Consider the following 23,613-nt stretch of genomic DNA (forward strand, 5'->3'; position numbering starts at 1 on the left):
AGCGGGGTGTCAGGAGCGGGCAGCGGAGGCGGTCAGGGCGGGCAGGACTTCATGGACTTGCTCGGCCAGGTCCAGCCAGCGGGAGCGCCATTTCTGGAAGGCTTTGCGCAGGGCGGGAATCTGGGCGCGGAGGGAGCGGATGCGCCCGTCGAGGCCGGGACGGAGGCGGGGCCAGTAGTGGGGGAAGTGCCGCCGTAGATGCGCGGCGAGGTCTTTGAGCCGCTCGGAGCCGACCACGGCATCCTGGAGCGTGCCGAGCAGTTCCTGCAACTCTTCGACGGCGGGATAAAGCTGCTGCTGGAACCATTCCGGGAAGCAGGGGATGAAAATTTCCAGAGCATAGCGGAGGCGCTTGCCGCTGATGCGCAACTGATGGAGTTCCGCCGGCTGAGCGGGGTCGGCCAGCACACCCTGGTGGAAGTCGGTGAAGAGGGGGTGGAATTGTTCGAGGGCGAAGGAGCGCAGGGGCGGGTCGTCGTTATCACGGGGTTGTTCCAGGGCTTCGAGGAGTTCGTCGGCAGCGGTGTTGAGGTCAGCTCCCTCCTGTTCCGCAGCCTGGACCAGCAGGAGCTGGGCGGCGTGCCGTTGTCCCAGGCCATAACCGAGGAGGAAGTCGGCAGCCGGGCGGCTGGCGGCGGTCTGCAAGGCGCGGGCCTGGGGCAGATTCAGGAGGAAGACATCCCAGTCACGAGCTTGGCCGGCAGCGCGGCGCAGGCGGCGAAGAAGGCGGCGGACCCGGCGACGGGGGCGGTTGGGCAACACGTCCCGGAAGACGCGCAAAGCGGCGCCCGCCCGGCGCGTGCTCACGCGCAACTGGTGGACATGCTCGATGTCGTCCTCCGGCCGCTCCGCCGCCAGCGGCAAATAGTGCCGGACCACCGCGAGACGGATGCTCAGCACCTTGTGCGCTGCCGCGGACACCGGCATCGTTGCCGTCAACCCTTCGATCCATTTGCCCTCGGCCATGGCATTCATCCGGCTAGTCCAGGGAAAGGGCGTGAGAGAACGCGGGATCGCCTTCACATTGCCGACACATTTTGCCCATAATTATATCATTTCCGTTGCTGCTTGACATGCGAGCAGGCGGGGGAAAAGTGAGGGGGGGTGATGGCTCCGTTGAGGAAACAAAGGCGTGCTTCGGGGGATTTCATGTCTCACGATTCGCACGGGCGGCTGCACCCTGGATGAGTGTGTCTGGGCAATGTCACTGGCCGCTGAGGAGACAGTACGGCGTCACTGGCCATAAAGTCCAGCGATCTCGCCCTGGGTGGCATGAGCGGTGATCCAGTGGCGGATGCGGCGCAACTCTTCGAGCAACTCCTGAAGCTGCTGCCGCTCTTCGCGGACCTGGCGGACGATGGCGTCCAGCCAGGGCAGATACTGTTCGCACAGCTCCTGGTGCAGACGTTTTTGGAGGTGATGCTGGAGGCGCTGGCGCAGAAGCTCCCAGTGCAAGGGAAGGAGCAGATGCAGGAGCAGGTGCAGGGTGACGAGCACCAGCAGGGGAATGAGCAGGACAAGGCTGAGGGAAAAGAGGCCGGGGACCTGCTGCTGGACGATGAATTGCCACAGCAGGATGGCGGCGGTGGCGAGGAAGGCGAGTTCGGGGGCGTAGTTGGCCACGAGAATGAGGAGTCGGCGGAGGAGTCGGCGGGGTCCGGGGGCTTCCAGGAATTCCCGTTCGACATCTTGCAGGGCCTGAGCGATCGCTTGCTGGAGGCGGCGTTCTCCCTCGCCGGTCGAGCGGGTTTGGTCGAGGTACGGTTGAAGCAGGGCGGCCGGCAGGCCGAGGGGCTGGGCGGCCAGGAGCAGGCGGTGGGCCAGGTCTTGCCCGCGGCTGGAGAGGGAAGAAGCTGCCAGCGGTCCGATTCCCTCCCAGGGCAGCAGTTGATGCAAGGAATCGAGCGGCGCCGCATCTGCGTCATGGCGGCGGGCCGAGCCGGTGAAGGAAGGCAAGGCCGAACGCAAAGGATGACGCAGCCGGGAGCCGCTGTGGCGCAACCAGACGGTGGCCCGCAAATAGGCTGCCATCAGGCCGCGGAAGCGCTGCTGGTCCCGTTCGTGGAAGTAATGCTCGATGTCCGCCTGGTAAGGGTCGAGAAGACGGAGCAGGGAGGCGCTCTGCTGCTGGGCCTGTTCGGCCAGGAGATTTTCCCATGCACGTTGCAGCCGGGGAAGGAGCGGTTGGAGGTCGGCTGGCATCAAGCTCTGTAAGGTGTGGCTCAAGGTGTCGAGGAGTTGTTCGATCCCGCGGGCCTTGATGGCTTCGATTTCTCGGCGGGTCAGTCCCCATTCGATCCAGCGGCGCAACTCCAGGAACTGCTCCTGGGGCGGCAAGTCCGGCGGGGGCACAGGCTGGCCGGCTTGCTGAGCTTGGACCCAGCGGTGGGCAGCCGTCCGGAACAGACGCGGCTGGGTGAATCCTTCGGCCTGCAAGTCCCGCAGCAGGTCCTCATCGGGCCGCAATCCCTCTTCGTCGGTCAGGCAGCGGTCCCATTTGTTGAGGACGAAGGCGAAGGCTCGGCGGCGGCGTTGCTGCCGGAATAGCTCCCAGCCGAGCTGATCATGATACTTTTCCTGCGAGCCGACGTAGAGCACGATGTCGGCGATGGGCAAAATGGCGGCGAGTTTGTCGCGGTTTTCCGGCACGTTGGAGTCGAGGTCCGGCGTATCGACGAGGATTTTGTGGCGGAGTTCTTCCCGATCGTGAGGTACCAGGCGGCACAGGCGCAGGGCCGGATCGAGCCGTTCGGGCCGGATCGAGTGATGGAGATAGACCACCGGTTCGCGTGTGGTCGGCCGCTGAACATCAGCGGGGGCAATCGGAGCGCCGGCCAGGGCGTTGAGGAGCGTGGACTTTCCGACGCCGGTTCCTCCCATGAAGACGATCAGGAGCAAGGGGTGCTCCGCGGCGAGCAGGTCAAGTTGGCGGCGCAAATCCTCGAAGAGTTGGAGCAACTGAGCTTTTTGGACGGCGGAAAGGGGGAAGGGGTGGGGCCGGTCGAACCACTGGTGCAAGCTCTGCTCGAGGATGCGCAGCAAGGCGGTGAGACTGGGGAAAAAGGCGGCAGGATCGAGGGGGGCGTTCGTGGGGGCGGCAGAATCCGAGGGGCCGGGGGGCGAACCGGCCGATGCGGGGGCGGGTCCAGCGGTGGGGAGCTGTTCGTTCATGGGTTCTCCGCACGGCTTGGGACAAGGGGAGGCAGACTGCCGGGCTGGGCGTTGGGGGCGGCGGGGGCCGGCGGCGGAGCGGCAGCAGTGTGGGAGATTCGTTCCGCCACGGCGCTGCGCAGGCGCTGGAGGGCTTGGGGAGCCTGGGTGAGCACCTGGTGCAGGCGGGCCAGAGAAGTGTTCCCCTGCGCGGGCCAATGTTGGAGCCAGTTTTCCAGGGGGCCGGTCAGGGCCTGCCGCAGGTCGGCTGCCCGCTGCTGCCGCAGGCGCCGCCGCAAGGCGTCCACCTGCATCGTGGCGATCCCTTCCACCACCTGATGAGTGAGCGAGACGCTGAGGGGAACCAGGAGCAAGTGATACCAGTCGAGCGGCCACGTGAAGTAGAGGGTGGCGCCCAGGCCGGTGAGGTCCCAGAGGAGCTTGCCGGCGCGCGCGGCAGCCAAGCGGCCCGGATGCGCCCGCCAGTGTTCCAGAAGCTGCTGACAGCTTTGTTCCAATTCTCCTTGCTCCTGCCGGGTGAATTGCTGGCAGTGGCGGTCCCATTGCTGCTGCCAGGCCGGGAGCAGTTCGCTGGGGAAGCGCTGGGCCAGGCGTTGCCAGAAGGGGTGGCGTTCGGTGCGGCGGAGGGTTTCGGCATGGAGGCCGTCCCGCCAGGCCAGGGCGGCTTCCCGCAACACGTCCGCCTCCAGCGGGGGAATGACGGCGGTCTCCCACCAGCGGCGGACATAGTCCCGCGCCGCGCGATAGGGGGTGCGCAGCACCCACAGCACGGCACTGAGCCACCGCCCCGCCGCAGGCAGCTCCAATAGCTCCATCCACGCCTGGCGATAGCGATCTACCAGGGCGAAGCGCTCCGCCTCCAGATACTCCACTTCGTAACGCCGCTCGAAGGCCAGCCGTCCCTGGCGGACCAGTTCCTGCCAGCCCTGGTATTCTTCCAGTTCGCTGCGGGCGGCGGTTTCCAGACCGGCGATGAGCACTTCGAGGAAGCTCAAAGCATGCTGCACCTGACGTTGGCGGACCGCTGGGGGATTATCGAGCAAAGCCAGGACCTGATTGAGCAGGGGAATGCGCAGGTCTGCACCGGCACCGGCGGGATCGCGCCGCTGGTCCGCGGTGAGAAGCGGCAAGGCCAGCACCGGCACTTGGGGCAAGGTGCCGTCGGCCCGCCGGGGGAGCCGGCCCAGGACTTCCTGCCGGAAATGCTCGATGAGCCGCTCCGCCTGCTCCGGCGCCACCTTGTTGAGCACGACGACGACCGGCTTGCCCGCCCGCACCAACAGATGCAAAAACTGCGTCGGCACCAGATCGTTGTAGCGCTCATCGGAAGCGACGTAGACGAGCAAGTCGGCCAAGGCGGCGACTTCGAGCAAGCGGCGGAGGTAGCCCTGGGCCGCCCAGGTGGTCATGTCCGGGCAGTCCCAGAGGACGCAGTCGCGCAGCGGTTCCTCCGCCTGCGGGGGAAGATGGCGGACCTGGTAGATGTCCTCGTCGGCATCGGCGGGGCGCGGCGTGGAGACTGCTTGCAAGCCGTCCAGGAATCCCGGCGTCGCCGGCCACACTGCGGAGAGGCTTTCCGCCAAGACGAAAGCGGTCGGATGCCGGGTGAAGCCCGCTTGGGGGTTGGACTGAGCCAGGGGGCGGCCCAGGAGGAAGTTGACCACCGTGCTTTTGCCCGTTCCGGCGCCGCCAACCACGGCCAGATGCAAGGGCGGTGCGCTGGCTCCCTCCGCAAAAGGAGCGATCACGTTGCGCACCAGAGCGGAGGCCAAGGCTAGCTCCCCGGCGGCGGAACTGCCGGCTTCCGCTTGCTGCCGCAGGTGCTCTTCCAGCCAGTCCAGAGACTCGGCCAACTCCGTGACCGTCTGCCGTAGTGAGGCTAAGGACAATGCCATATTTGTTCCTTGTTGCAGGTCGTCGCCGCGGTTCCTGTTCTCCCAGGTTGAGGACGCCACGCTGTGGGGAGGCTCCTGCCTTCCTGTTGAGGAAGCCGCCAAGCTGAGGAGGACCTTCCTTCTCTCTATTGATGATTACGTTTAGATTAGGGAGTATGCCCTTTATCAGATTATCATGAGGCGGGGAGAAGGGTGACTCCTGTTTTGCGGGCAGGGAAACGGTCGTGCTCGGAGCGTCTGTCCCTTCTTGCCGGTGTATTTGGGATTTTGCGTCAGGAACGGAAGGCGCGCGGCCCGGAGGGAAAGGGCCGGTGCCAGCCCACGGCTTCCAGCGGGACGCAGGGTGTCTGGCCGCTCCAGACTTCGGCGATTAGCCGGGCAGTACCGGGGGAAAGCTGGACGCCGGCGCGAAAATGGCCCGCGGCCATCCAGACATTCTCCCAGCCGGGCAACGGGCCAATGATGGGCCAGCCATCCCGCGAACCGGGGCGCAGGCCGCTCCAGCATTTCACCAGTTCGGCTTGGTGCAAAGGGGGCAGCAGGCGGGTGGCAAAATCGAGCAATTCCGCCACGGCCCCGGCGGTGTTCGCTTTGGTGAAGCCAGCTTCCGGCTCCTCGGTGGACCCGACCAGATAGTGGCCATCCCCGCGCGGGACGATGTACCGCTTGCCCACTATGAGGATGCGGTGGCTCAGAGGCGGGGCGAAGCGCACCAGGACGATCTGGCCCCGCACCGGATGGATACCCGCGCCGACGCTGCCGAGGTGCTTCAGGACGCCGTCCGTCCAGGCGCCCGCGGCCAGCAAGATGCGCTCAACAGCCTGCACACTTCCATCCGCCAAAAGCACGCCCTGCGCCCGCGGCGGCGAACCGGCAAGCCCCACGACTTCCTCCTGCGGATGCAACTCCACCTGCCGGCGTTCGCAGGCAGCGATCAAGCCGCGCATCAGCCACGGATTGCGCACCTGGGCCATACCCGGCAGATACCACGCCGTCATACCTTCCGGCGGAATCACTCCTGCTTCCCGCCGCCGGCATTCCTCCGCTTCCCAGCGCTCGAAGGCGATGCCTTCCGCTGACCACAGGGCCGTCACTTCCGCCGCTTCTTCCGCTTCCAGGAACTCGATCCCGCCGCAGCGGCGATAGCCAATGTCGATCCCTGTCAGCTCCCGCAGTTCTTCGGCCAAGGAGGGGAATCGGGCTGCCCCGATCGCCCGCAGCCGTTCCCACGGCAGGGCCGCCTTGTCAACCTGACCTGGTGGAATGATTCCCGCTCCCGCCCAGGATGCTTCCTGGCCCAGTGCCCCGCGATCCCACACTCCGACTCGCCAGCCACGACAGGCCAGTTCATAAGCGCAGCTCAGGCCGATCACCCCGCCGCCCACCACCGCAATGTCCACACTTCCCCTCATACCGGCATTCTACGAGCCGCCATCCGAACAGGAGCAGCAGGCAGCCGCGAGCCTTCGCCCTGTCTGCTCCCATTTCCTCGTCATCCTTTGGCTATTCACCCTCGTCAACCCGCCGCCTGCGCAGGGGAGCGGGAGCCGAAATGGAAGCGTGACTCCGGGTAAACCCTCACCGGCGGCTGTGTGGTTTTCCCCCATGCGAAGCAGTCAGAAGGGAATGCAGCACGATGAAGGGATTGGAGCACGGGAAAAAGTCATCGCTGACGCAGGAAGGAACGGCAGGCGGTTCATGCGCCGTACTTGCCGAGGCGGCGGGCGTGAGCCATCGCCAGGAGCATCAGATACTGAGCGGGAAATTGTCCCAACCCGCCGCGCAGACAGTCTCGTTCCCCGAACTTGGTCGCTTCATCCGGGCGGCAGGTGTCGGCTAGAAGCAGGGTGGGCACCGGATGCCAGGAATGGCTCCGCAGCTTACTGGGTGTGGAGTGGTCGCCGGTGACAATGAGAACATCGGGCCGCAAGGCGCGGATCTGCGGGATGGCAGCATCGAGTTGCTCGATCATCTGGACCTTGGCGGCGAAGTTGCCGTCTTCCCCCGTCGAATCCGTGTATTTGTAGTGGAGGAAGAAGAAGTCATACTCTTTCCAGACACGGCCGAGGGTGGCGATCTGCTCCTGGAGGGATGCCCCGGCGTCGAGCACGTCCATGCCGACGAGTCGGGCCAGGCCTTTGTACATCGGATAAACAGCCAGAGCGGCGGCTTTGAGGCCGTACACCTCGGTAAAGGCGGGAATGGCAGGCCGGCGGGCTGCCCCTCGGAGGGTGACCCCATTGAGGGGAGCGCAATCCGCGAGCACTTGCCGAGCGGCGGCGGTGAACTGATTGATCAGCTCCGCAGTCTTCTGCGAGGCCGGGTCTGCACCTTGGGCCGTCAAGGGTGCCACGCCGACGGCCTGCGGGTCGGTGTCGTTGACCTGGTCCCCCAGTCCCGTCCCCCGCAACACTAGCACGAAGCGATGCTCCCGCACCGGCTCAACGAACAGCTCCACTCCCGGCAGTTGAATGCGCCGCAGACGTTCGACCGCCGCCAGGTTCTGCTCTTGCGAAGGCCGGCCGGCCCGCCGATCGGTGATCCGTCCCTGGCCATCCAGGGTGCAGAAGTTCCCCCGGATCGCCACATCCTCCGGACCGATCGGGAAGTTGATCCCTAAGGCTTCCAGAATGCCGCGACCAATGCGATACTGGAGCGGATCGTAGCCGAAGAGGGCCAAATGGCCTGGACCGCTGCCCGGCGCAATCCCCGGCAGCACGGGAATGGACAGGCCGCAAACTCCCTCCTGGACGCAGGCATCCAGATTCGGCGTGCGGGCGCTTTCCAGCTCGGTCAAGCCGCCCGGTTCCAGGGGAAGTCCCCCCAGTCCGTCGGCGACGAGAAGAACGATTTTACTGTCTGCCGGTTCCCGTAACTCACGGATCAAATCCTGGGTGGTCATAAGGCCAAGTTTACAGCGGTTCGCTTGCAGCGTACAGTGATGGTAAGCCCGATCCTCAGATAGGGGGGGACGCCGTCATGCAATTGCCGGATGAATCGGTGGAATACGATTATCGCCGCCTGCTATTGCCGGTGGCGGACGCCTGGACGCCGCTCGCGGAATTGCAAGCCCGTCATTTCCTGGACCCGGCCCAGTTGGAACAGATCAAAAAGGATGTGCTGGCTGTGCGAGGCCGAGTGGCTGCCGAGCGGGATTTGCAAACGGTGCCTCCCAGGGACCAACCCCTCCAGGCCGGGTTCATCGACCTGCCCCAGAAGCTGCTCGATGCCTACCGTCGCCGCCAGGATGCCAGCGAGTTAGGGAAACTCCTGCGGATCGCCCAGCGCTTGCGGGAGGAAGCCGGCCGCGTCGTGGTCCTCGGCATCGGCGGCAGCTACCTGGGGGCCAAGGCCCTCATCGACGCCCTCTGCCACAGCTACCACAATGAAATGCCGGCCCAGTTGCGCCTCAACCGCCCCCGCATCTACTTTGAAGGAAATAACGTCGATAACGACACGCTGCACGAACTCATCGAACTGCTGGACAATACCCTGGTCGATCCGGACATCCCGGAGGAACGCTGGGCTTTGATTGTCATCAGCAAGTCCGGCGGTACTCTGGAAACTGCCGCCGCATTCCGCGTCCTTTGGCGGGAGTTGGCCCGCTGCTATGGCGCCAAGTCCGAATTGCTCCGCCGCCTGGTCGTGCCCGTGACCGGACCCAAGGGGAAACTGCGCGAATGGTTCCAGGCCGAAGGGTATGGCGAAGAGGAAATCCTGACCATCCCCGACGACATCGGCGGGCGCTACAGCATCTTCACTCCGGTGGGACTGTTACCCGCCGCCGTGGTCGGTCTGGATGTGCGGGCGTTGCTCCAGGGCGCCGCCGCCATGACCAAGCGCTTCCTTGAAGAGTCCTTCGAGCGCAACCCCGTGCTGCAATTCGCCGCCGTCAATTACCTCATGACCGAACAGTTGGGCAAGCCGATCCGCGTCCTGGCCGTTTGGTCCCGCAAGCTCGAAGCCATCGGTTGGTGGTACGATCAGTTACTCGCCGAATCCCTGGGCAAGCAAGGCCGCGGGGCGACTCCCCTCACCGTGGTCAACACCCGCGATCTCCACAGCCGCGGGCAGCAGCATCAGGAAGGCAGCCGCGACAAGCTCATCAACAACCTCGTGGTGAAAACGCCGCGCCATCCGCCGGTCATTCTCGGCATGGCCGAACACAACGAGGACGATCTCAACCAATTCAGCCGCAAAGGCTATCCCGATCTACTCGAAGCCGCCTACGCCGGGACCATGCAAGCCTATTGGGAAGCCGCCCGACCCACCGCCGACATCCTCCTGCCCACCCTCAACGAATACACCCTCGGCCAGGTGTTCCAAATGCTGATGCTCGCCACCGTCGTGGAAGGCCGCCTCATGAAGATCAACCCCTACGGCCAGCCCGGCGTCGAAGCCTACAAGGCCAACATGATGCGCCTCCTCAAGGCGACCCCCAATCTCCCCAAGGGAGACACGGCGGGTACTCCCTGACACGCCCACAGGTGGCCCTCCCGAAAACTCTCCGGTAGGAGGTACCTTTCCAAAAAAACCGTTGGAAACTGCCGTCGCAATCGCCGGGCCAATCGCCCTAACCTTCAACGGTCCGAAACCGCTCCCCTATGGCTCCCATCTATGGCTCCCATCCGGGGTAGTCCGAAGCGCGTCCTTCGGGAAAAAAGTAGTCCGAAGCGCGTCTTCCGGGAAAATGACGCTCCCAAGGGCCGGTCAGGAAACGGAGCTGTCACTTCGAGTGGTTGGGACAGGTCGATTCACCGCGACGAGGAAGCGGGGGTGGAGGCTTCCTCGCCGAGCAGGCGGAGTTGGCTTTCCGCGCTGGTGAGCCGTTCCAGTACCGTCTGCAAGGGCAACCCCCTCTCCGCGGCTTCTTCCAGAGTCAGTTGCTGGCGAAGCTGGGCCAGTTCCCCCCGGCTGCGATCCCGGATGTCCCGCAAGCGTTTCGCTTCCGGAGACTGGGGGGAAATCAGTCGGGCAGCCTCATGGAGCGTGGGAGCCAAACCCTCGCGGATGACCAGAACGAGCAGCTCGCTCAGTTGATTCAAGCGGGAGGTGTCTTGTTCCTGAGCCGCCCGGTGCAGAGCCTGGCCCAGCGTGCGCGCCGTACGCTGGCATTCCTCGGCCCGATCCAGAGGATGGCGGGACGCCGCCAGGTCCAGACCGTGATCCACGAGCATCCCAGCCAGCACCCGGTGATGCTGGAACAGGCGGGCACGATCCGCCGCGGGCAACACACGCCCAGGGGCCTGAGCGCCGACCCACGCGCTCAGCACCAGCATCACCCCTGTGGTCACCCCCCAGCGTTTCGCCTTCATTGTGGCACCTCACCTCACCCGTGCTCTGTCGCCCTCCCTTGCCAGTTCCTCCGAAGCTTGACCTCACCGGGCTTCCTCACCGGATTCCTGGACCGTCCACCTTTGCGCCGGTTTCCTTCCATCGATTCGATCTTCTGTTCCGTCACTTTGGGCCTACGTGCCACTGGGCTTACGTGCCGCTGAGGCGCTTGATTTTGTGTTCGCCTTCGCGGGCGGTCTGGGCCAGTTGCCGCAGGACCAGTTGGGCGTGTGGAGGGACCGTATCGAGCAAGTTCTCCGTGGCCTGGGCCGTGGCGGCGAGTCGTCCCGCCATTTCTAATAACTGCTGCCGTTCCCGTTCCGTTTGCATCTGGGCAGCCCATTCCTCAGCTTGCTGAATCAGCCCGCGTTCCACCACTTTGTCGTACCAGCGGACGAGTTCCCGCAGCTCTTCAGGGCTAGCGATGCGGGCCAAGGCCTGGGTTTCCTGGGCCACGGTGTCCGCCAGGGCGCTGAGGGCTTGCAGGCGCTGACCGGCGGTACTCGCGCGGGCCAAGGCGACATCATGCGCCACCAGTTGCTCCAAGAAAGGATACGAGACGCCGGAATGCGCCGCCTCCGGCTGCGGCCCAGACCCAGACCCGCCGGCATAGATCCCAACCACTACGGCTGCCGCGGCCAGAGCGCCCGCCGTGATGAGCCAGGCTCGCAGCCTCCACTGCCGCCCTGGGAACCGGCTCGGCATCGGTGGGGAATAGCGTAGGGAGGAGGGAACGGTCCCGGACGCTGGCCGCAATTGCGCGAGCAAGCGTGCCTTGCCGCCGCTGCTGGGGGGAACCCGCAGTTGACCCAAAGCGCTTTCCAATTCCGCGGCCTGCTCCGCCCAGACCCGGCAATCCGCGCACTGCTCCGCATGCTGACGCAGGCGGCTGGGAACAAAGCGCGGGTCCGGCAGTGCCAGCACCGCCCGGCGGAACTGCCGGCAGGTCCATTCTCGCGGGCCGGAAGAATCGCTCATGATGGGGTCTCCCTTGCGTCCTGGCTGTTCGCTGTTCCCTTGTTTTTCCAGGCTCTTTCAGGCCGAAGCGCTTCCTTTCAAGCGGTTTCCGGTCCGTCGCGGGTCTTGGGGGGGAGTAATTCCGGGGCCAGTTGCTGGAGGAGTAATTGTCGGGCCTTGAATACCCGCCAGCGGGCTGTCTCCTCCGTGGTCCGCAAAATCCGGGCCACCTCGCGGAACGATAACCCCTCATACACCCGCAGCAACAGGGCCGCTCGGAAATCCAGCGGCAGACTCGCAACTGCGCTCTCCACACGCTCCAGCCATTCCCGTTGTTCCGCGGCCACCTCCGCCCGCACCTGGGCCGTACCGCTCACATCCTCCGGCAGCGGGTGGTTCCCGTGGCGCTCGCCCCGCTTGCGGTTCACAAAGTTGTTATGCCCGATGCGGAAAAGCCAAGCCCGGAAATTGCTCCCGGCCCGGAACGAGTCTAGCCCGGCCAACGCCTTGAGGAAGGTCTCCTGGGTCAGGTCCTCGGCAGTGTGCCGGTCCTGCGCCAGATGGTACAGCCAGCGGTACAAGCGGTCCCAATACCGCTCCACAAGCTGAGCGAACGCCTGACGGTCGCCGGCTTGCGCGGACCGGACCCAGCAGGTTTCATCATCCGGGTGGGAACGATTGCTGGCATTCACGCGGCGGCTCATCCACCTGAATTCCTGGCAGCCTCCAGTGCGACTGTCTTTACTATACCACCTTTCCCGCACGGATGTGCGCCGCCGGGGAGCCAGCAGGTTCCGGCCCCAGCTTTCCCGCCGGCGTCCGTTCCACCGCTCAACCCCATTAACGCTCCTCCGTCTGTTCCCGTTGGCGCTTTTCATCCCCTCGCCTCCCAGTGACTCCCCTATAACGGTGGGGCGCGAAACGGCTGCAACAACTGCACCACCCCCGCGGGCATCCGGGGCAATCCCGACACCGCCGGCCACGGCCAGGTCTTCATCTCCGTGCCGCTCTGCTGGCTCACCAGCAACTCGTGATTCTGGACCATCGCCGTGCGCGTCAAGCGGTACCAGTAGCCGACCAGTTGAATGAATGCCTCCCGCACCGCCACCGGCGTCGCTCCGCTCGGCGTCGTGTACACCACTTGCAACGCGCCGGGCCAATCTCCGTTGCCCCCGTCCTGTGGCTCCAGAAACGGCCCATCCACCGATTCCACCACGCCCCGCTCCCGGTGCACCACAAAACTGGTCAACGGCCGCTCCGTGTAAGGCCCAAACTCCCGCTTGGGGTCCACCTTGAGGCTCACCAGCGTCTCCACAGGGAAATTGCGCAAAAACACTAGGGTGTAACCGGCGGCGTGCACCTCCGTGAAGGTCCCGCCGGTCCACTCCCGCCCGGTGTACTCCCGAATCCATTCCCCCGCAGAGGTCATCAGGCGCTCCAGCAGGCCGTCGCTGTCCGTCCCGCTGATTCCCAGCGCCAGCTTCACATTCGCCAAGGTTTCCAGCATGTGTGAACCTCCTTTTAGAAAAATCAACAGAGTAAAATTGTCATAATAATTCTGAGTTATTTGTTTTGGATATTTGACAATACAATAGAAACCATCGGATTTTGAGAGAATCGAGGAGGCAGAGACCAGGCGGCGCGAGGAGTCGGCCTCGTCCCCACCGGTCGCGGACCGTCCGCCCCCCTGGACCGGCAGTGTGCCTCTCCCCGCGCCGCATCTTCGCATGGGCTACCTCCGGGTTGGCCACGAGGAACTGGCAGCGCTCAAGCGATGACCAACTGATCGCAGAGCACGAAGCTGGCCGCATGCCGTGGGCCAGCGTCGATGTGCTGGATGCCCCGCAAAACCGTTTGATCGTTCTGCAAGGCACTGTCTCCCAGACCGCTGGCGAGAAACTCCATGATCCCCAGGCGGGCGATGATCCAGTCCGGGAAGTAGCCGAGCAGAATGTAGGTCAGGTTGGAGGCAGAGCCTTTGGTTCGGCTGTTGGACACTTGGGCGGACCGGACCACGCGCGTGCCGAAGAGCTTGGGCGGATTCGGGTCTCCGGCCTGGGGTTCGCGGAAGAGGAACACGCCGCGGTTGTCCCCCGTGCTGATAGCGTCCGTCCGCCGATTCATCAGGGCGGCATACATGCTCTTGCGCATGACCCAAGCGGTGGGAGCCTCCACCGCGTCGGGAAGGCGGCTTTCCATCAGGGCGACATCCTGCGGCTGGAACAGGTCCCCGTTGGTTCCTGGTGCCGAGGCCGGATGCACCACGATGTCCGGATAAGTCAGCAGCCCCTGGATTTGTGTGCCGCCGCTCCCTTCCAGCATGGCCAGGTCCGCCTTGAGCGCTGCCGCCCGCGCCATGTCGTAGCGTACCAGTCCTTCCGCGCTGGGGCTGGCAAACCGTAGCAGTTCGTTATTCAGGCGCACCAGCACGCCGAGCTTCTTCGCCTGGAGGCTGAGCATGCCGGTTGCCGGCTGGCTTTCTGGAATGCTTGTCCCTTCCCCCACCCAGTAGGCGGTGCTGGCAGCAGTCAGCTTGGGGAATTGCAGGCGGCCGTTCGGCGGCAAAGCCACCTCCCGTGCTCCCGCGGCGGAGAACACCTCCAGGCTCCGCTGCAAATCGATCAGCTCGCCCACGTGCGGGCCAGCGACCAGCGTTCCCCCGGCGCTATCCGACACGGTGCCCAGCGCCTTACTCCACGGGGAGGTGCGTCGCCGCAGCCAGGCCGCCTCGTCCGGATCGTAGCGCTCCGTCGCTGCGCTGAGCTTCTGCCGCAGCTCCTCGCGCAGGCGCTGGCCTTGCGGCTCGAAGGCCGGCAGATGGGCACTCGCCAGTGGCACCAGAAACGACTGCTGCCCCTGATGCGGCACGAAGCCGTAGCCGCCGTACAACTGCCGCAACTGCTCGTGCACGTGCAGCTCCTCCTTGGCCTGCTCCGGACCGACAAACCCCAGGGCCAAAGCAGCCGCCTTGAGCACCGAATAGCCTGCCGAGTCCTGGAGCACCGGCCCGCTGGTGACCCACGGCACGCGCCGCTCCACACGGACCGTCCCGCCTGGAGGAGCCTGCGCCGCCCGGCTCACCGCCGCGCGCGCCTCCTGTTCAATGAATGCCACCAATTCCTCCCGGCTGTGGAACTTCTCCGGGACACCACCACTGCTCGACACAGACACACCGGTCATGGCTGAACCTCCTGAAAGAACACAAGGGAACCGGAAACCAACACTCGCCATCCGCCGCACCGCTGATCGTCAGGCTAATTTTCGTTTGACAAAAACAATCTGCGATACGGCCTGGATTTTCCGAAAAATTCGATTATTGTCAAATCCGATTAATTTCAATTTTTCTATTACTATTTCCGATGGACATTGCGCTCAGAGAATACGTCGGGAAGATACAGAGGCGATAAGACATCCTCGCGATAGCGGTCGAACCAGCGTTGCAGGCGGCGGTCGCGGATGTAACCTTTCTCCAAGGCTAGGGTCAGGGCGGCGGCGTTTTCCGGGATCGGGACGGCGGAGTATTCCAGCAGGTCCCAACTGAGGATGCGCAGGCCCGTCGAGCCGTCCGGGCGTACCTCGCGCTGGACTTCCCGCGGGACAAAGCCGATGGACCAGCCGCGCAAGATGCCTTGCTCGTAAAGGCGGAAGATGTCCTCGGCTAGGGGCAAACCGCGGGCGAAGCGGGTCTCGGCCACGATCCGCTGCGGCTGGACATCGAGCCACAGGCACATGCCGATCGGTGGGATCGGCCCGCGCTGGTGGGCCCAAAGCACCACGGGATTGAGCAGGTATTCCTCCAGGTTCCGCAAGCCGGTGGGAACGACCACATCGCCGGCGCGGTCGGGGTCGCTGGTGCTGATCACAGCTCGGACCGTGAATCGCTGTGGGTCCACGGCCAGCGTTCGTGCGGCACTTTCCATTCGTGTCATGCCCATAGCTTTGGTCCTCCGGGTTCAATCAGCCCCCCAGGATTCCGCGGGGGGAAATGGTTCTGCAGGTCGGGATGCTTCCGATGCTGCCTTCGCACTGCTGGCGGCGAGTGCCGAGGTTGCACCTGCTGGTTCCGCTGCCGCCTTGTGGGACAATTCCGGCGGGAAGGCTAGCTGCCTGCGCCTTCGCCTCCGGCGCTGGGGCGGGCGGTGTTGCTCCCTCGGGGCCGGCTCCGCCCAACTTCCCGCTAACTCGCGCGGGAGCAGCACCTGGTCCAGCCGGGGGTCTGGCAACGGCTTCCAGCCTCGCCCCTGGCGAATCTCGTTGATCGTGCGCAGCCCCCAGCGCACGTCCTGTTCGTCTTCCTCCCGTTGCTGCTGGCGCAAGCGCGGAGAACAATCCGGAAATTCGATCAAAATGTCTTCACCGTATCGGGAAGCTAAATAGCGTGTCAAAATCTGTCCGATAAGGTCGAGTTTTGGCTGGATGGTACCTTCGCAGAACATGACGCGGGCGCCGAGCCAGATGTCGGCCCCCAATCCCAGGTTTTCGACGATGCCGGTGATGGGAGGCGGGACGCGGAAGATGGCCAGGATTTCATCGCGGGTCATTCGGGCCGAGTTGACAAAGTCCATTTCCGCCGGGGTAAGAGTCCAAGGGTTGGCCTGCAATCCCTGTTCGAGCACCAGGGGCCGATGCCAGCTTTCCCGGCCCTGGAACTTGGCTTGCAGCCGTTCTTCCAGCCGGGCGACCGTCTGCTCGGTCAAAATCTGCTCCGTTTGGAGGACAATTCCGGGGCGGGGGCCAGCCTGGAACGTCTGATAGCGTGCCTGGAGCAATTCCGTATGAGCATCAATGGTCAAAGCATTGGCTTGTAAAGGAGACAAGCCATAATGTGGATTCAACGGATTGGGATATTTCAGATGGATGATTTCCTCCGGGGCGAACCATTCGCTGGGTTGGCCAGGAGCAGCGACTTCATAACCGCGGAGGAACTGGCGGGCATCGGGCAGGATGCGGACCCACGGAGCGGGGATGATCCACAATTCCTGGGGCAGCAGATTCCCGGCGGCATCCGGGGATTGGGCCACGTACCAGTAGGCGTTGCCGGTCAGTTCCAAATAGACGAGGGTGAGATACCACAATTCCCACGGCGTCAACCAGGGGTTGGGATGACGGAGGAGTCGGCAGAGGGGATGGTGCTGGGGCAGTGGCAATTGTTCGTCATCGCCTGGTCCGGTGGAGCGGATCGCGCGCGGTTGATAGCGGGCCGCCTCCTGAGCGATGGCATGGACAGCCACATAAACCCAGGAGCGGAAGTTGCGCACCTGTTCGAGGGGGTTGTCCTGCCACCAACCGCCTTGCGGCAGGGGGAAGCGCAGCGCTGTGCCCAGGGGCGCGCCGTCGAAACGGGACCGCTGCTTGCCTTTCCACCATTGCCACAGATGCCGCCACATGGTCCGTTCTCCTTTGGCTGTCTCCGATTCTCCGAAGCCGATCCGGTTCCGTTGGGCTGCTGCCGTCACTTCCGCCGGTGTTGCACCGCCTGGATGCCCCAGCGCTGGCGCAATTGGGCCACTAGTTTTTCCACCTCCGCCGCCTCTTCCGCCTGTGCAGTCCCTTCCCGCCAGGCCGCCACCTCGTCCAGCGGCTCCACCGCCGGTGCCACCTTGCGGTAACCCAGGCAGTGGATCACGTAAAGCACCTCGCACCAGGTCGGGAAGCGCCGCCCCTGCCGCTTCTGGTACAATGCCAGAGCACGGAGAAACTCTTCCTCCTCCGGGCGATACTCCCCGCCGGAAAAATTCCGATTGTAGGCATTCGAGGGCTTGAGCGGACGCATGGCTGGACCTCCAGTTACTGCTCTTTTGACCACTGATACTATACATATGCTACATGAATTCAAAGTTGTCAACCGGAAAATGGAAATTTTTTCAGTAAAAATTTTTTCCCGGCTTTTTCCAGGGGATTTTGCTAGGATGGGTTTGGATAAGCCGCGGGGCGGGATAGCCAGGACGAGCGGAGGAGCGGGAAGCGCTTGCCCTTTCGATCCTGCGGCAGGGGGAGAAGAGGGCATAGGTTCCGGTGAGGGCGAAGCGGAAGGCAGCGTTTCCGTGGGAGGGGGACACGATGCGTGGGAGGCCGAGGGGGGAAGGCGCCAGCGGTGGCAGCAAGGGAAAGCGTGGAACGAGCGGTGCGGCGGCTTGGGGTTTGGGGTTAGCAGCGTGGGTTTTAGGGGTCCTGCTGCTGCTAGTGCCGCCGGTTTGGTCGCAACCGGGCGAAGTGGCTCCGCCGCCGCGCCCTCTTTACGAGTACCGCCAGCAGCATGATCCGTATGGGATCGGCAAGTTTTATATGGGGCGGGAGATAGCCCGTGTCATGAGTTATCGCGGCGCCGGCTGGCTAGAGCGTCCTGAGCGCGTCCGGGAGGAAGAACCGGAGAAGTTGCTCGCGGCCCTGGAGCTGAAGGATGGCCTGGTGGTGGCGGATGTGGGAGCGGGCAGCGGCTATCACAGCGTGCGGATCGCTCCGCGAGTGGCACCGCGCGGCAAGGTGCTGGCGTGCGACATCCAGCCGGAGATGCTCGACCTGATTGCCGCCAAGGCCCGCCGCCTCAAGCTCACCAACATCGAGACGATCCGCGGCACGCCCCAGGACCCCCGCTTGCCGGCCGAGGCCGTCGATTTGATCCTGATGGTCGATGTCTACCACGAGTTCGAGTATCCCTACGAGATGATGGAAAAGCTGGTGGCGGCGCTCAAGGCGGGCGGACGGATCGTCTTCGTAGAGTTCCGCCTGGAAGATGACCGGGTGCCGATTCTGACCGTGCACAAGATGAGCGAGCGGCAGGTGCTGCGGGAGATGAGCCTGTTCCCGCAATTGCAGCACGAACGCACGATCGGGACGTTGCCGTGGCAACACATCATCATTTTCCGCAAGCGGGAAGTCTCGCGGTGAAGCGTTGCGGCAAACTTCGCGCGGGGGAGCAGAGGGAAGGGGGACGCTCTACCCGCGGAGGGTCAAATCCGCTACGTTCACAGCACAGCGTCCTTGCAGCTCTGCGGGCTGGCGGGGGAGGTACAAAGAGGATGGTCTGCATGGCCGCAGGGAATCAGCGTAGCGATCGCGGAGCTGTGGGGGTAGCCGTGTCCAGCTTGCGTCAGTCTGCCAGTTCTCCAGTGAGGAGCGTTGACGATGGCCTACTTTCCCGACATACCCCGGATTGAGTACGAGGGACCGGAGTCGAAAAATCCGCTGGCCTTCCGCCATTACAACCCGGAGGAGGTGGTGGAAGGCAAGCCGATGAAGGAGCATCTGCGCTTCGCCGTCTGTTACTGGCACACCTTCCGGGGAACGGGCAGCGATCCGTTTGGTCCGGGTTGTGCCGTGCGGCCATGGGAGGATGGAAGCGATTCGCTGGAGATGGCCCTCAAGCGGGTCGATGTGGCCTTCGAGTTTATGGAAAAGCTGGGTGTGCCGTTTTATTGCTTTCACGATCGGGATGTGGCGCCGGAAGGGGCGAATTTGGCCGAGACCAACCGCAATCTGGACGTGGTGGTCCGCCGTCTCAAGGAGCAGCAACAGCGCACGGGCATCCGTTTGCTTTGGGGCACGGCCAATCTTTTCAGCAACAAGCGGTATGTGCATGGGGCGGCGACCAGTTGCAATGCGGATGTCTTTGCCTATGCCGCGGCGCAAGTGAAGAAAGCGATGGAGGTCACCCTGGAGCTAGGCGGGGCCAACTACCTGTTCTGGGGCGGGCGGGAAGGTTACGTCACCTGGATGAACACCGATTTGAAGCGGGAACTGGACCATTACGCCCGCTTCCTGCACATGGCGGTGGAGTACAAAAAGAAGATCGGCTTTAGCGGGCCGCTGCTCATCGAGCCGAAACCGCACGAACCCACCAGCCACCAATACGATTTCGACTGCGCCCATGCCCTGGCGTTTTTGCGCGGCTACGGGCTGGAGAAGGAGTTCCGCTTCAACGTGGAAACCAATCACGCGACGCTGGCCCGCCATACGATGGTCCATGAGTTGCTCTACGCCAGCGTCCACGGCATGCTCGGTTCCATCGACGCCAATCGCGGCGATCTGCTGTTAGGCTGGGACACCGACCAGTTCCCTACGGATTTGTATTTGACGACGCAGATCATGCTGGTGGTGCTTCAGCAGGGAGGCTTGGCGCCGGGAGGGTTGAACTTCGATGCCAAGGTACGGCGGGAAAGCTTCGAGCCGGTGGACCTGTTCCATGCCCACATCGGCGCGATGGATGCGTTTGCTCAGGGGTTGAAAATCGCGGCGGCGATTCGGCGGGAAGGGCTGCTGGAGAAGTTTTTGCGGGAGCGTTACGCCTCGTGGGACAGCGGCATCGGGGCGGAGATCGAAAGCGGCCGGGCCAATTTCGAGAGCCTGGAAGCCTACATGCTCCAGAAAGGGGAAGCCGCGCCGAATGCTTCAGGCCGCCAGGAATACCTGGAGAACATCCTCAACCGCTACTTCCGCTGACGCTACAGGGACATCGGACCGCCCCTGGATAGCCGCGTATGGTGCGGACAACCCCTGGACAGCGCCGTCGGGAGAGGACCGCTCGTCCCGCTCCGGCTGACTTCGGGTTCCCGCACCAGGATTGCCATCGGAAAGACGGGACCCCTACCCTCGGACCGCGGCGGTTCGCACACTAGATATACGGGACAGAGGACCGCAATGGGGGACACAGGATAGGTCCCGACTGATGGAGTTCACCGGGAGGTTCCCCCGCCGGCAGCCCGTGATTGAGGAGAATTCGCCATGCCGATCCTTGGTCCGAAATATCTGCGCGAGTTGTTGCAGGCCCAGGAGGCGCCGTGCGTGTCGATCTATCTGCCGACGCACCGCACCTATCCGGATAATGAGCAGGACCCGATCCGCTTCAAGAACTTAGTCAAGCAGGTGGAGGAATCGCTCGCTAAGGCCTATCCCCAGCGGCAGACGGAGGAGCTGCGGCACAAGCTACAGCAGTTAGCGGGTAACGCCCTGTTCTGGCGCAACACGCTCGACGGCCTGGCGGTCCTGGCGTCTCCCAAGCGGTTCGACGTCTTCACCCTGCCGCGGACGATGCCGGAACGGGCGGTGGCCGCCGATTCGTTCCATGTCAAACCGCTGTTGCGGCATGTGCAATCGGCGGATCGCTTCCGGGTGCTGGCCCTGTCCCGCGATCGGGCGGCCCTGTTCGAGGGGAACCGGTACAAGCTCGACCCGCTCCAGGGCAATGGCTTCCCCCTGACGCTGACCGAGGTGCTGGGTAGCGAGTTGACCGAGCCGCACCGCGACCGGCACTCCGCGGACGCCGCACAACATGCGATTGCTCACGGCAGCGGTTCCCGCAAGGACGAGATCGACATCGATACCCAGCGGTTCTTCCGGGTCGTGGCGGACCGCCTGCCGCTCAACGGTGTGCCGGTGGTCCTGGCCGCGCTGGCCGAGCATCAATCGCCGTTCCGCAGCGCCTGTCACCGCCATCAGGATCTGTTGCCCGAAGGCGTCCTGGGCGATCCGTTCCATCTGAGTTTGGAAGAATTGCGGAGCAAGGCGTGGAAGGTGGTCGAGCCAATCTACCTCCAGCGCTTGCAGAAGCTGTGCGAGGATTTCGGGACGGCGTATAGCCGGGGAGCCGGTGCGGCGGACCTGGCGGATGCTGCCCATGCTGCGGTAGCGGCGCGGATCGGCCTTTTGCTCATCGATGCCGATCAGGTCATTCCTGGTGTCATCGATCCGGCGACGGGCGAGCTGCGCAACGGCGATCTAGCGGACCCCAAAGTCGATGACGCCTTGGATGACCTGGCGGAAATGGTGCTACGAGCCGGGGGCGATGTCGTTGTGGTGCCCCATGAGCGCATGCCGACCCAAACCGGTTTGGCCGCTATCTACCGCTACTGACACCGGGGCTTTGCTGCCACCGCTCCGTCCCTGTCCGTCCCGGCGGCGTCCGCCAACTCAGCAGGTCGCTTTATCAGTCTGCGGAGCTGCCGGCCGATCGAGAATCCGCCGGGCGGACTGCTGCGCCTGACGAGGAACGCATTCATGGCCAAGCAACATTCTCCCCGGTTTCTGCAACTGGTGGCCGAGGCCCGCAGCCGCATCCGCGAATGCACGGTGGAGGACGTGCGGCGGCGGATCGAGGCCGGTGAACGTTTCGTGCTCATCGATGTGCGGGAAGAGAGTGAATATGCGGCGGGGCATGCCGTCGGAGCCATCCACCTCAGTAAGGGAGTGATCGAACGGGACATCGAGAGCAAGTTTCCCGATCCGCAAACGCCTCTGGTGCTCTACTGCGGCGGCGGTTACCGCTCGGCCTTGGCTGCGGACAATCTTCAAAAGATGGGCTACACCAACGTGGTCAGCATGGAGGGAGGCTGGCGGGCGTGGGTCCAGGCCGGCCTGCCAGTCGAACACGGAACAGCCCCGACGAATACTTCCGGCTGACGGCGGAGTGTCACGGATGGGAAGAGCGTCACACGCCGGCGTTCTCCTCCAGCAGGCCGCGGCGCCACGCTCGCCGTTCGCACCAGCGCCAAACGATTCCTGCGACTCCCAGCAGCACCGCGGTCGTGATGGCCAGCAGTCCCGCCACTTCGGCCGTGCTCCAGGCGCTCAAAGGGCTTTGCAGCGGCTCTGGCAGCGGTCCCAGTAAGGCCCGGCGCATCCCCTCCACCCACCAGGTCGTCGGCAACACGAGCGCCACCCCCTGAAGCCATGTTGGCAATATGCTGATGGGATAGAGCACCCCGCTGAGCAGATAGACCAGCCCCGCCACCCCTTCGCTCAAAAACATCCCCTGCCGGGTCAGATTCAAACACATCCCCGCGAGCATCAGGCCGCTGGCCCAAAGCACCCCTACACCCAGCGCTGCAAAGACGGCCAGCCAGCCCGCATCGAGCCGCCACTCCTGCCGCATCTCCGCGAACACGGCGAGACCCACCGCGATCGTCACCGCCGCACTCACCACCCCTTCCACCATCCGGGCTAGCCCTCGACCCGCAATATAGAGCCGGAAATCGCAGGGGCTGATGTAGATGTACTTCAACATGCGATAATGTTCTCGATCCCGTATCACAGCATAGCTTAGGCCAAACATGACGAGGCCCACAAGGCTATATACGGCATTGGAGATGTAGAGGAACGGCAAATACTCTGGGGGCACCCGTCCCGGAACCGCCGCACGGGCCGCATAATACATGCACACCAGCACCAGGGAACCGCAAATCGGCTTGACGAACATGTAAAGAATAAACAGCCAGGGCCGCGCCCAATTCGTCTCCAACTGCCAGCCCAAACGAAAAGCCAAAATCAGCGTCCGCCCCGCTGAGATGATCCCTGCTTCTCTCATCTTTACCTCTTGGTGATGCCGCTCGGAATCGTGGATTTACAATCCATAGAGAAATTCCTGTTTTGACAGAGGAAGATTATCATGGGTAAAATATAGTTGTCCGCTTCGTTTCTGGTGAGGTAGGCCCGGGGACACGTCCTGTGTAGAATCTCGGCATGTCGATTGGCTCCTCGCTGGAGCCGGCGGAGAAAATCCTGTCCATGATGCCGCACGCTGTTTCACCGCTGCCACCGGATTTGCCGCTGGTCCCCCTGGGGGATCAGGCCGTGCTGGTGGCGTGGCCGGATGAAGCCTCCGCTTGGGTTTGGGCCGAGCAACTCCGCCGCCGCGCTCCGCCGTGGCTGGAGGATGTCGTCGTCGCCTATGTTTCCGTGGGGGTATTTTATGATGCCCGCCGGGTGCGTTATGCCGAGGTGCGGGACTATTTGCTGTCCTTGCCGCGGCCAGATTCCGCTGCTTCGCAAAGCTTTCCGCTTCCGGGACGCCTTTGGACCATCCCGGTCTGTTACCAGGAGCCGTTCGCTCCCGACCTACCCCAGGTAGCAGCCCAGAGTGGTTTGACGCCGGAGGAAGTCATCCGCTGCCATCAGAGTGTCACATACACCGTTTATGCCATCGGTTTTGTGCCGGGCTTCCCGTATCTGGGTTATTTGCCCCCGTCGTTGCAAGGAGTGTCCCGCTTGGCCAATCCGCGCCGCGAGGTCCCGCCGGGCAGTGTCGGCGTGGCAGGGAAACAGACCGGGATTTACCCCTTGCCCCGCCCCGGCGGCTGGCGCCTCATCGGCCGCACGCCGCTGACCATCGTCGATTTGGACGACGCATTTTTCCCCCTGGCCGTTGGAGATCGCGTCCGCTTCCAGGCGATCGACCCGGACGCCTTCGCCCGCCTCCACGGCCGCCGCCTCGATACCAGTTTCCGGACCGCCACTGATCCTGGCAGTGCCAACTGACACCGCA

At 64.0% G+C, this 23,613-nt stretch carries 20 protein-coding genes; 6 read left to right on the plus strand and 14 right to left on the minus strand.

The features are described 5' to 3' along the window. Positions 1-9: 9 nt before the first annotated feature. The 5 genes from H0921_RS15395 to H0921_RS15415 all read right to left on the minus strand — a co-directional run bounded on the left by H0921_RS15395 (position 10) and on the right by H0921_RS15415 (position 7,968). On the minus strand, positions 10-966 hold the full coding sequence (locus H0921_RS15395) for a CHAD domain-containing protein (protein WP_194539410.1): 957 nt from the start codon (positions 964-966) through the stop codon (positions 10-12). A 267-nt stretch (positions 967-1,233) separates the two neighbouring features. After that, on the minus strand, positions 1,234-3,171 hold the full coding sequence (locus H0921_RS15400) for a GTPase domain-containing protein (protein WP_194539411.1): 1,938 nt from the start codon (positions 3,169-3,171) through the stop codon (positions 1,234-1,236). After that, positions 3,168-5,066, minus strand: coding sequence for a GTPase (locus H0921_RS15405; RefSeq protein ID WP_194539412.1), 1,899 nt, complete (start codon positions 5,064-5,066; stop codon positions 3,168-3,170). The genes H0921_RS15400 and H0921_RS15405 overlap by 4 nt, the downstream gene beginning before the upstream one ends. Positions 5,067-5,338: 272 nt before the next feature. After that, positions 5,339-6,478, minus strand: a complete 1,140-nt coding sequence (locus H0921_RS15410; RefSeq protein ID WP_194539413.1) for an NAD(P)/FAD-dependent oxidoreductase — start codon at positions 6,476-6,478, stop codon at positions 5,339-5,341. Positions 6,479-6,762: 284 nt separating this feature from the next. Beyond that, positions 6,763-7,968: a 2,3-bisphosphoglycerate-independent phosphoglycerate mutase gene (locus H0921_RS15415; RefSeq protein ID WP_194539414.1), complete on the minus strand. Its 1,206-nt coding sequence runs from the start codon at positions 7,966-7,968 to the stop codon at positions 6,763-6,765. 77 nt (positions 7,969-8,045) lie between these two features. On the opposite strand from H0921_RS15415, the gene H0921_RS15420 reads away from it, so the two are divergent. Continuing rightward, complete coding sequence (locus H0921_RS15420; RefSeq protein ID WP_194539415.1) at positions 8,046-9,542, plus strand: glucose-6-phosphate isomerase; 1,497 nt, start codon at positions 8,046-8,048, stop codon at positions 9,540-9,542. Between the two features lie 278 nt (positions 9,543-9,820). Here H0921_RS15420 and H0921_RS15425 read toward each other — a convergent pair whose 3' ends face one another. From H0921_RS15425 to H0921_RS15460, 8 genes are all read right to left on the minus strand, one after another. Next, entirely contained in the window at positions 9,821-10,381 is a 561-nt protein-coding gene (locus H0921_RS15425; protein ID WP_194539416.1) for a hypothetical protein, read from the minus strand. Between the two features lie 169 nt (positions 10,382-10,550). Next, a complete protein-coding gene (locus H0921_RS15430) occupies positions 10,551-11,378 on the minus strand; it encodes a hypothetical protein (protein ID WP_194539417.1) in 828 nt (275 codons plus the stop codon). Between the two features lie 77 nt (positions 11,379-11,455). Beyond that, positions 11,456-12,061: an RNA polymerase sigma factor gene (locus tag H0921_RS15435; RefSeq protein ID WP_194539418.1), complete on the minus strand. Its 606-nt coding sequence runs from the start codon at positions 12,059-12,061 to the stop codon at positions 11,456-11,458. A gap of 197 nt (positions 12,062-12,258) precedes the next feature. Then, positions 12,259-12,864 (minus strand): phage head-tail connector protein, encoded by a 606-nt coding sequence (locus H0921_RS15440; protein WP_194539419.1) that lies wholly within the window; start codon positions 12,862-12,864, stop codon positions 12,259-12,261. 260 nt (positions 12,865-13,124) lie between these two features. Then, a complete protein-coding gene (locus H0921_RS15445; protein WP_194539420.1) occupies positions 13,125-14,537 on the minus strand; it encodes a phage major capsid protein in 1,413 nt (470 codons plus the stop codon). A gap of 170 nt (positions 14,538-14,707) precedes the next feature. Next, positions 14,708-15,292, minus strand: coding sequence for an HK97 family phage prohead protease (locus tag H0921_RS15450; RefSeq protein ID WP_194539421.1), 585 nt, complete (start codon positions 15,290-15,292; stop codon positions 14,708-14,710). An 18-nt stretch (positions 15,293-15,310) separates the two neighbouring features. Beyond that, positions 15,311-16,744: a phage portal protein gene (locus tag H0921_RS15455; RefSeq protein ID WP_194539422.1), complete on the minus strand. Its 1,434-nt coding sequence runs from the start codon at positions 16,742-16,744 to the stop codon at positions 15,311-15,313. 65 nt (positions 16,745-16,809) lie between these two features. Beyond that, positions 16,810-17,130, minus strand: a complete 321-nt coding sequence (locus H0921_RS15460) for a hypothetical protein (protein WP_194539423.1) — start codon at positions 17,128-17,130, stop codon at positions 16,810-16,812. A 287-nt stretch (positions 17,131-17,417) separates the two neighbouring features. On the opposite strand from H0921_RS15460, the gene H0921_RS15465 reads away from it, so the two are divergent. The 4 genes from H0921_RS15465 to H0921_RS15480 all read left to right on the plus strand — a co-directional run bounded on the left by H0921_RS15465 (position 17,418) and on the right by H0921_RS15480 (position 21,752). Beyond that, positions 17,418-18,245 (plus strand): class I SAM-dependent methyltransferase, encoded by an 828-nt coding sequence (locus tag H0921_RS15465; protein WP_194539424.1) that lies wholly within the window; start codon positions 17,418-17,420, stop codon positions 18,243-18,245. Positions 18,246-18,482: 237 nt separating this feature from the next. Continuing rightward, entirely contained in the window at positions 18,483-19,796 is a 1,314-nt protein-coding gene (xylA, locus tag H0921_RS15470; RefSeq protein ID WP_194539425.1) for a xylose isomerase, read from the plus strand. A gap of 282 nt (positions 19,797-20,078) precedes the next feature. Continuing rightward, entirely contained in the window at positions 20,079-21,206 is a 1,128-nt protein-coding gene (locus tag H0921_RS15475; RefSeq protein WP_194539426.1) for a baeRF3 domain-containing protein, read from the plus strand. 144 nt (positions 21,207-21,350) lie between these two features. Then, positions 21,351-21,752, plus strand: coding sequence for a rhodanese-like domain-containing protein (locus tag H0921_RS15480; RefSeq protein ID WP_194539427.1), 402 nt, complete (start codon positions 21,351-21,353; stop codon positions 21,750-21,752). 28 nt (positions 21,753-21,780) lie between these two features. Here the strand turns inward: H0921_RS15480 and H0921_RS15485 are convergent, their stop codons facing one another. Next, entirely contained in the window at positions 21,781-22,656 is an 876-nt protein-coding gene (locus tag H0921_RS15485; protein WP_228499863.1) for an ABC transporter permease, read from the minus strand. Positions 22,657-22,856: 200 nt separating this feature from the next. On the opposite strand from H0921_RS15485, the gene pxpB reads away from it, so the two are divergent. Further along, positions 22,857-23,606: a 5-oxoprolinase subunit PxpB gene (gene pxpB / locus H0921_RS15490; RefSeq protein WP_228499866.1), complete on the plus strand. Its 750-nt coding sequence runs from the start codon at positions 22,857-22,859 to the stop codon at positions 23,604-23,606. Positions 23,607-23,613: the final 7 nt, after the last annotated feature.

Source organism: Thermogemmata fonticola (genome assembly GCF_013694095.1).
Lineage (GTDB): Bacteria > Planctomycetota > Planctomycetia > Gemmatales > Gemmataceae > Thermogemmata > Thermogemmata fonticola.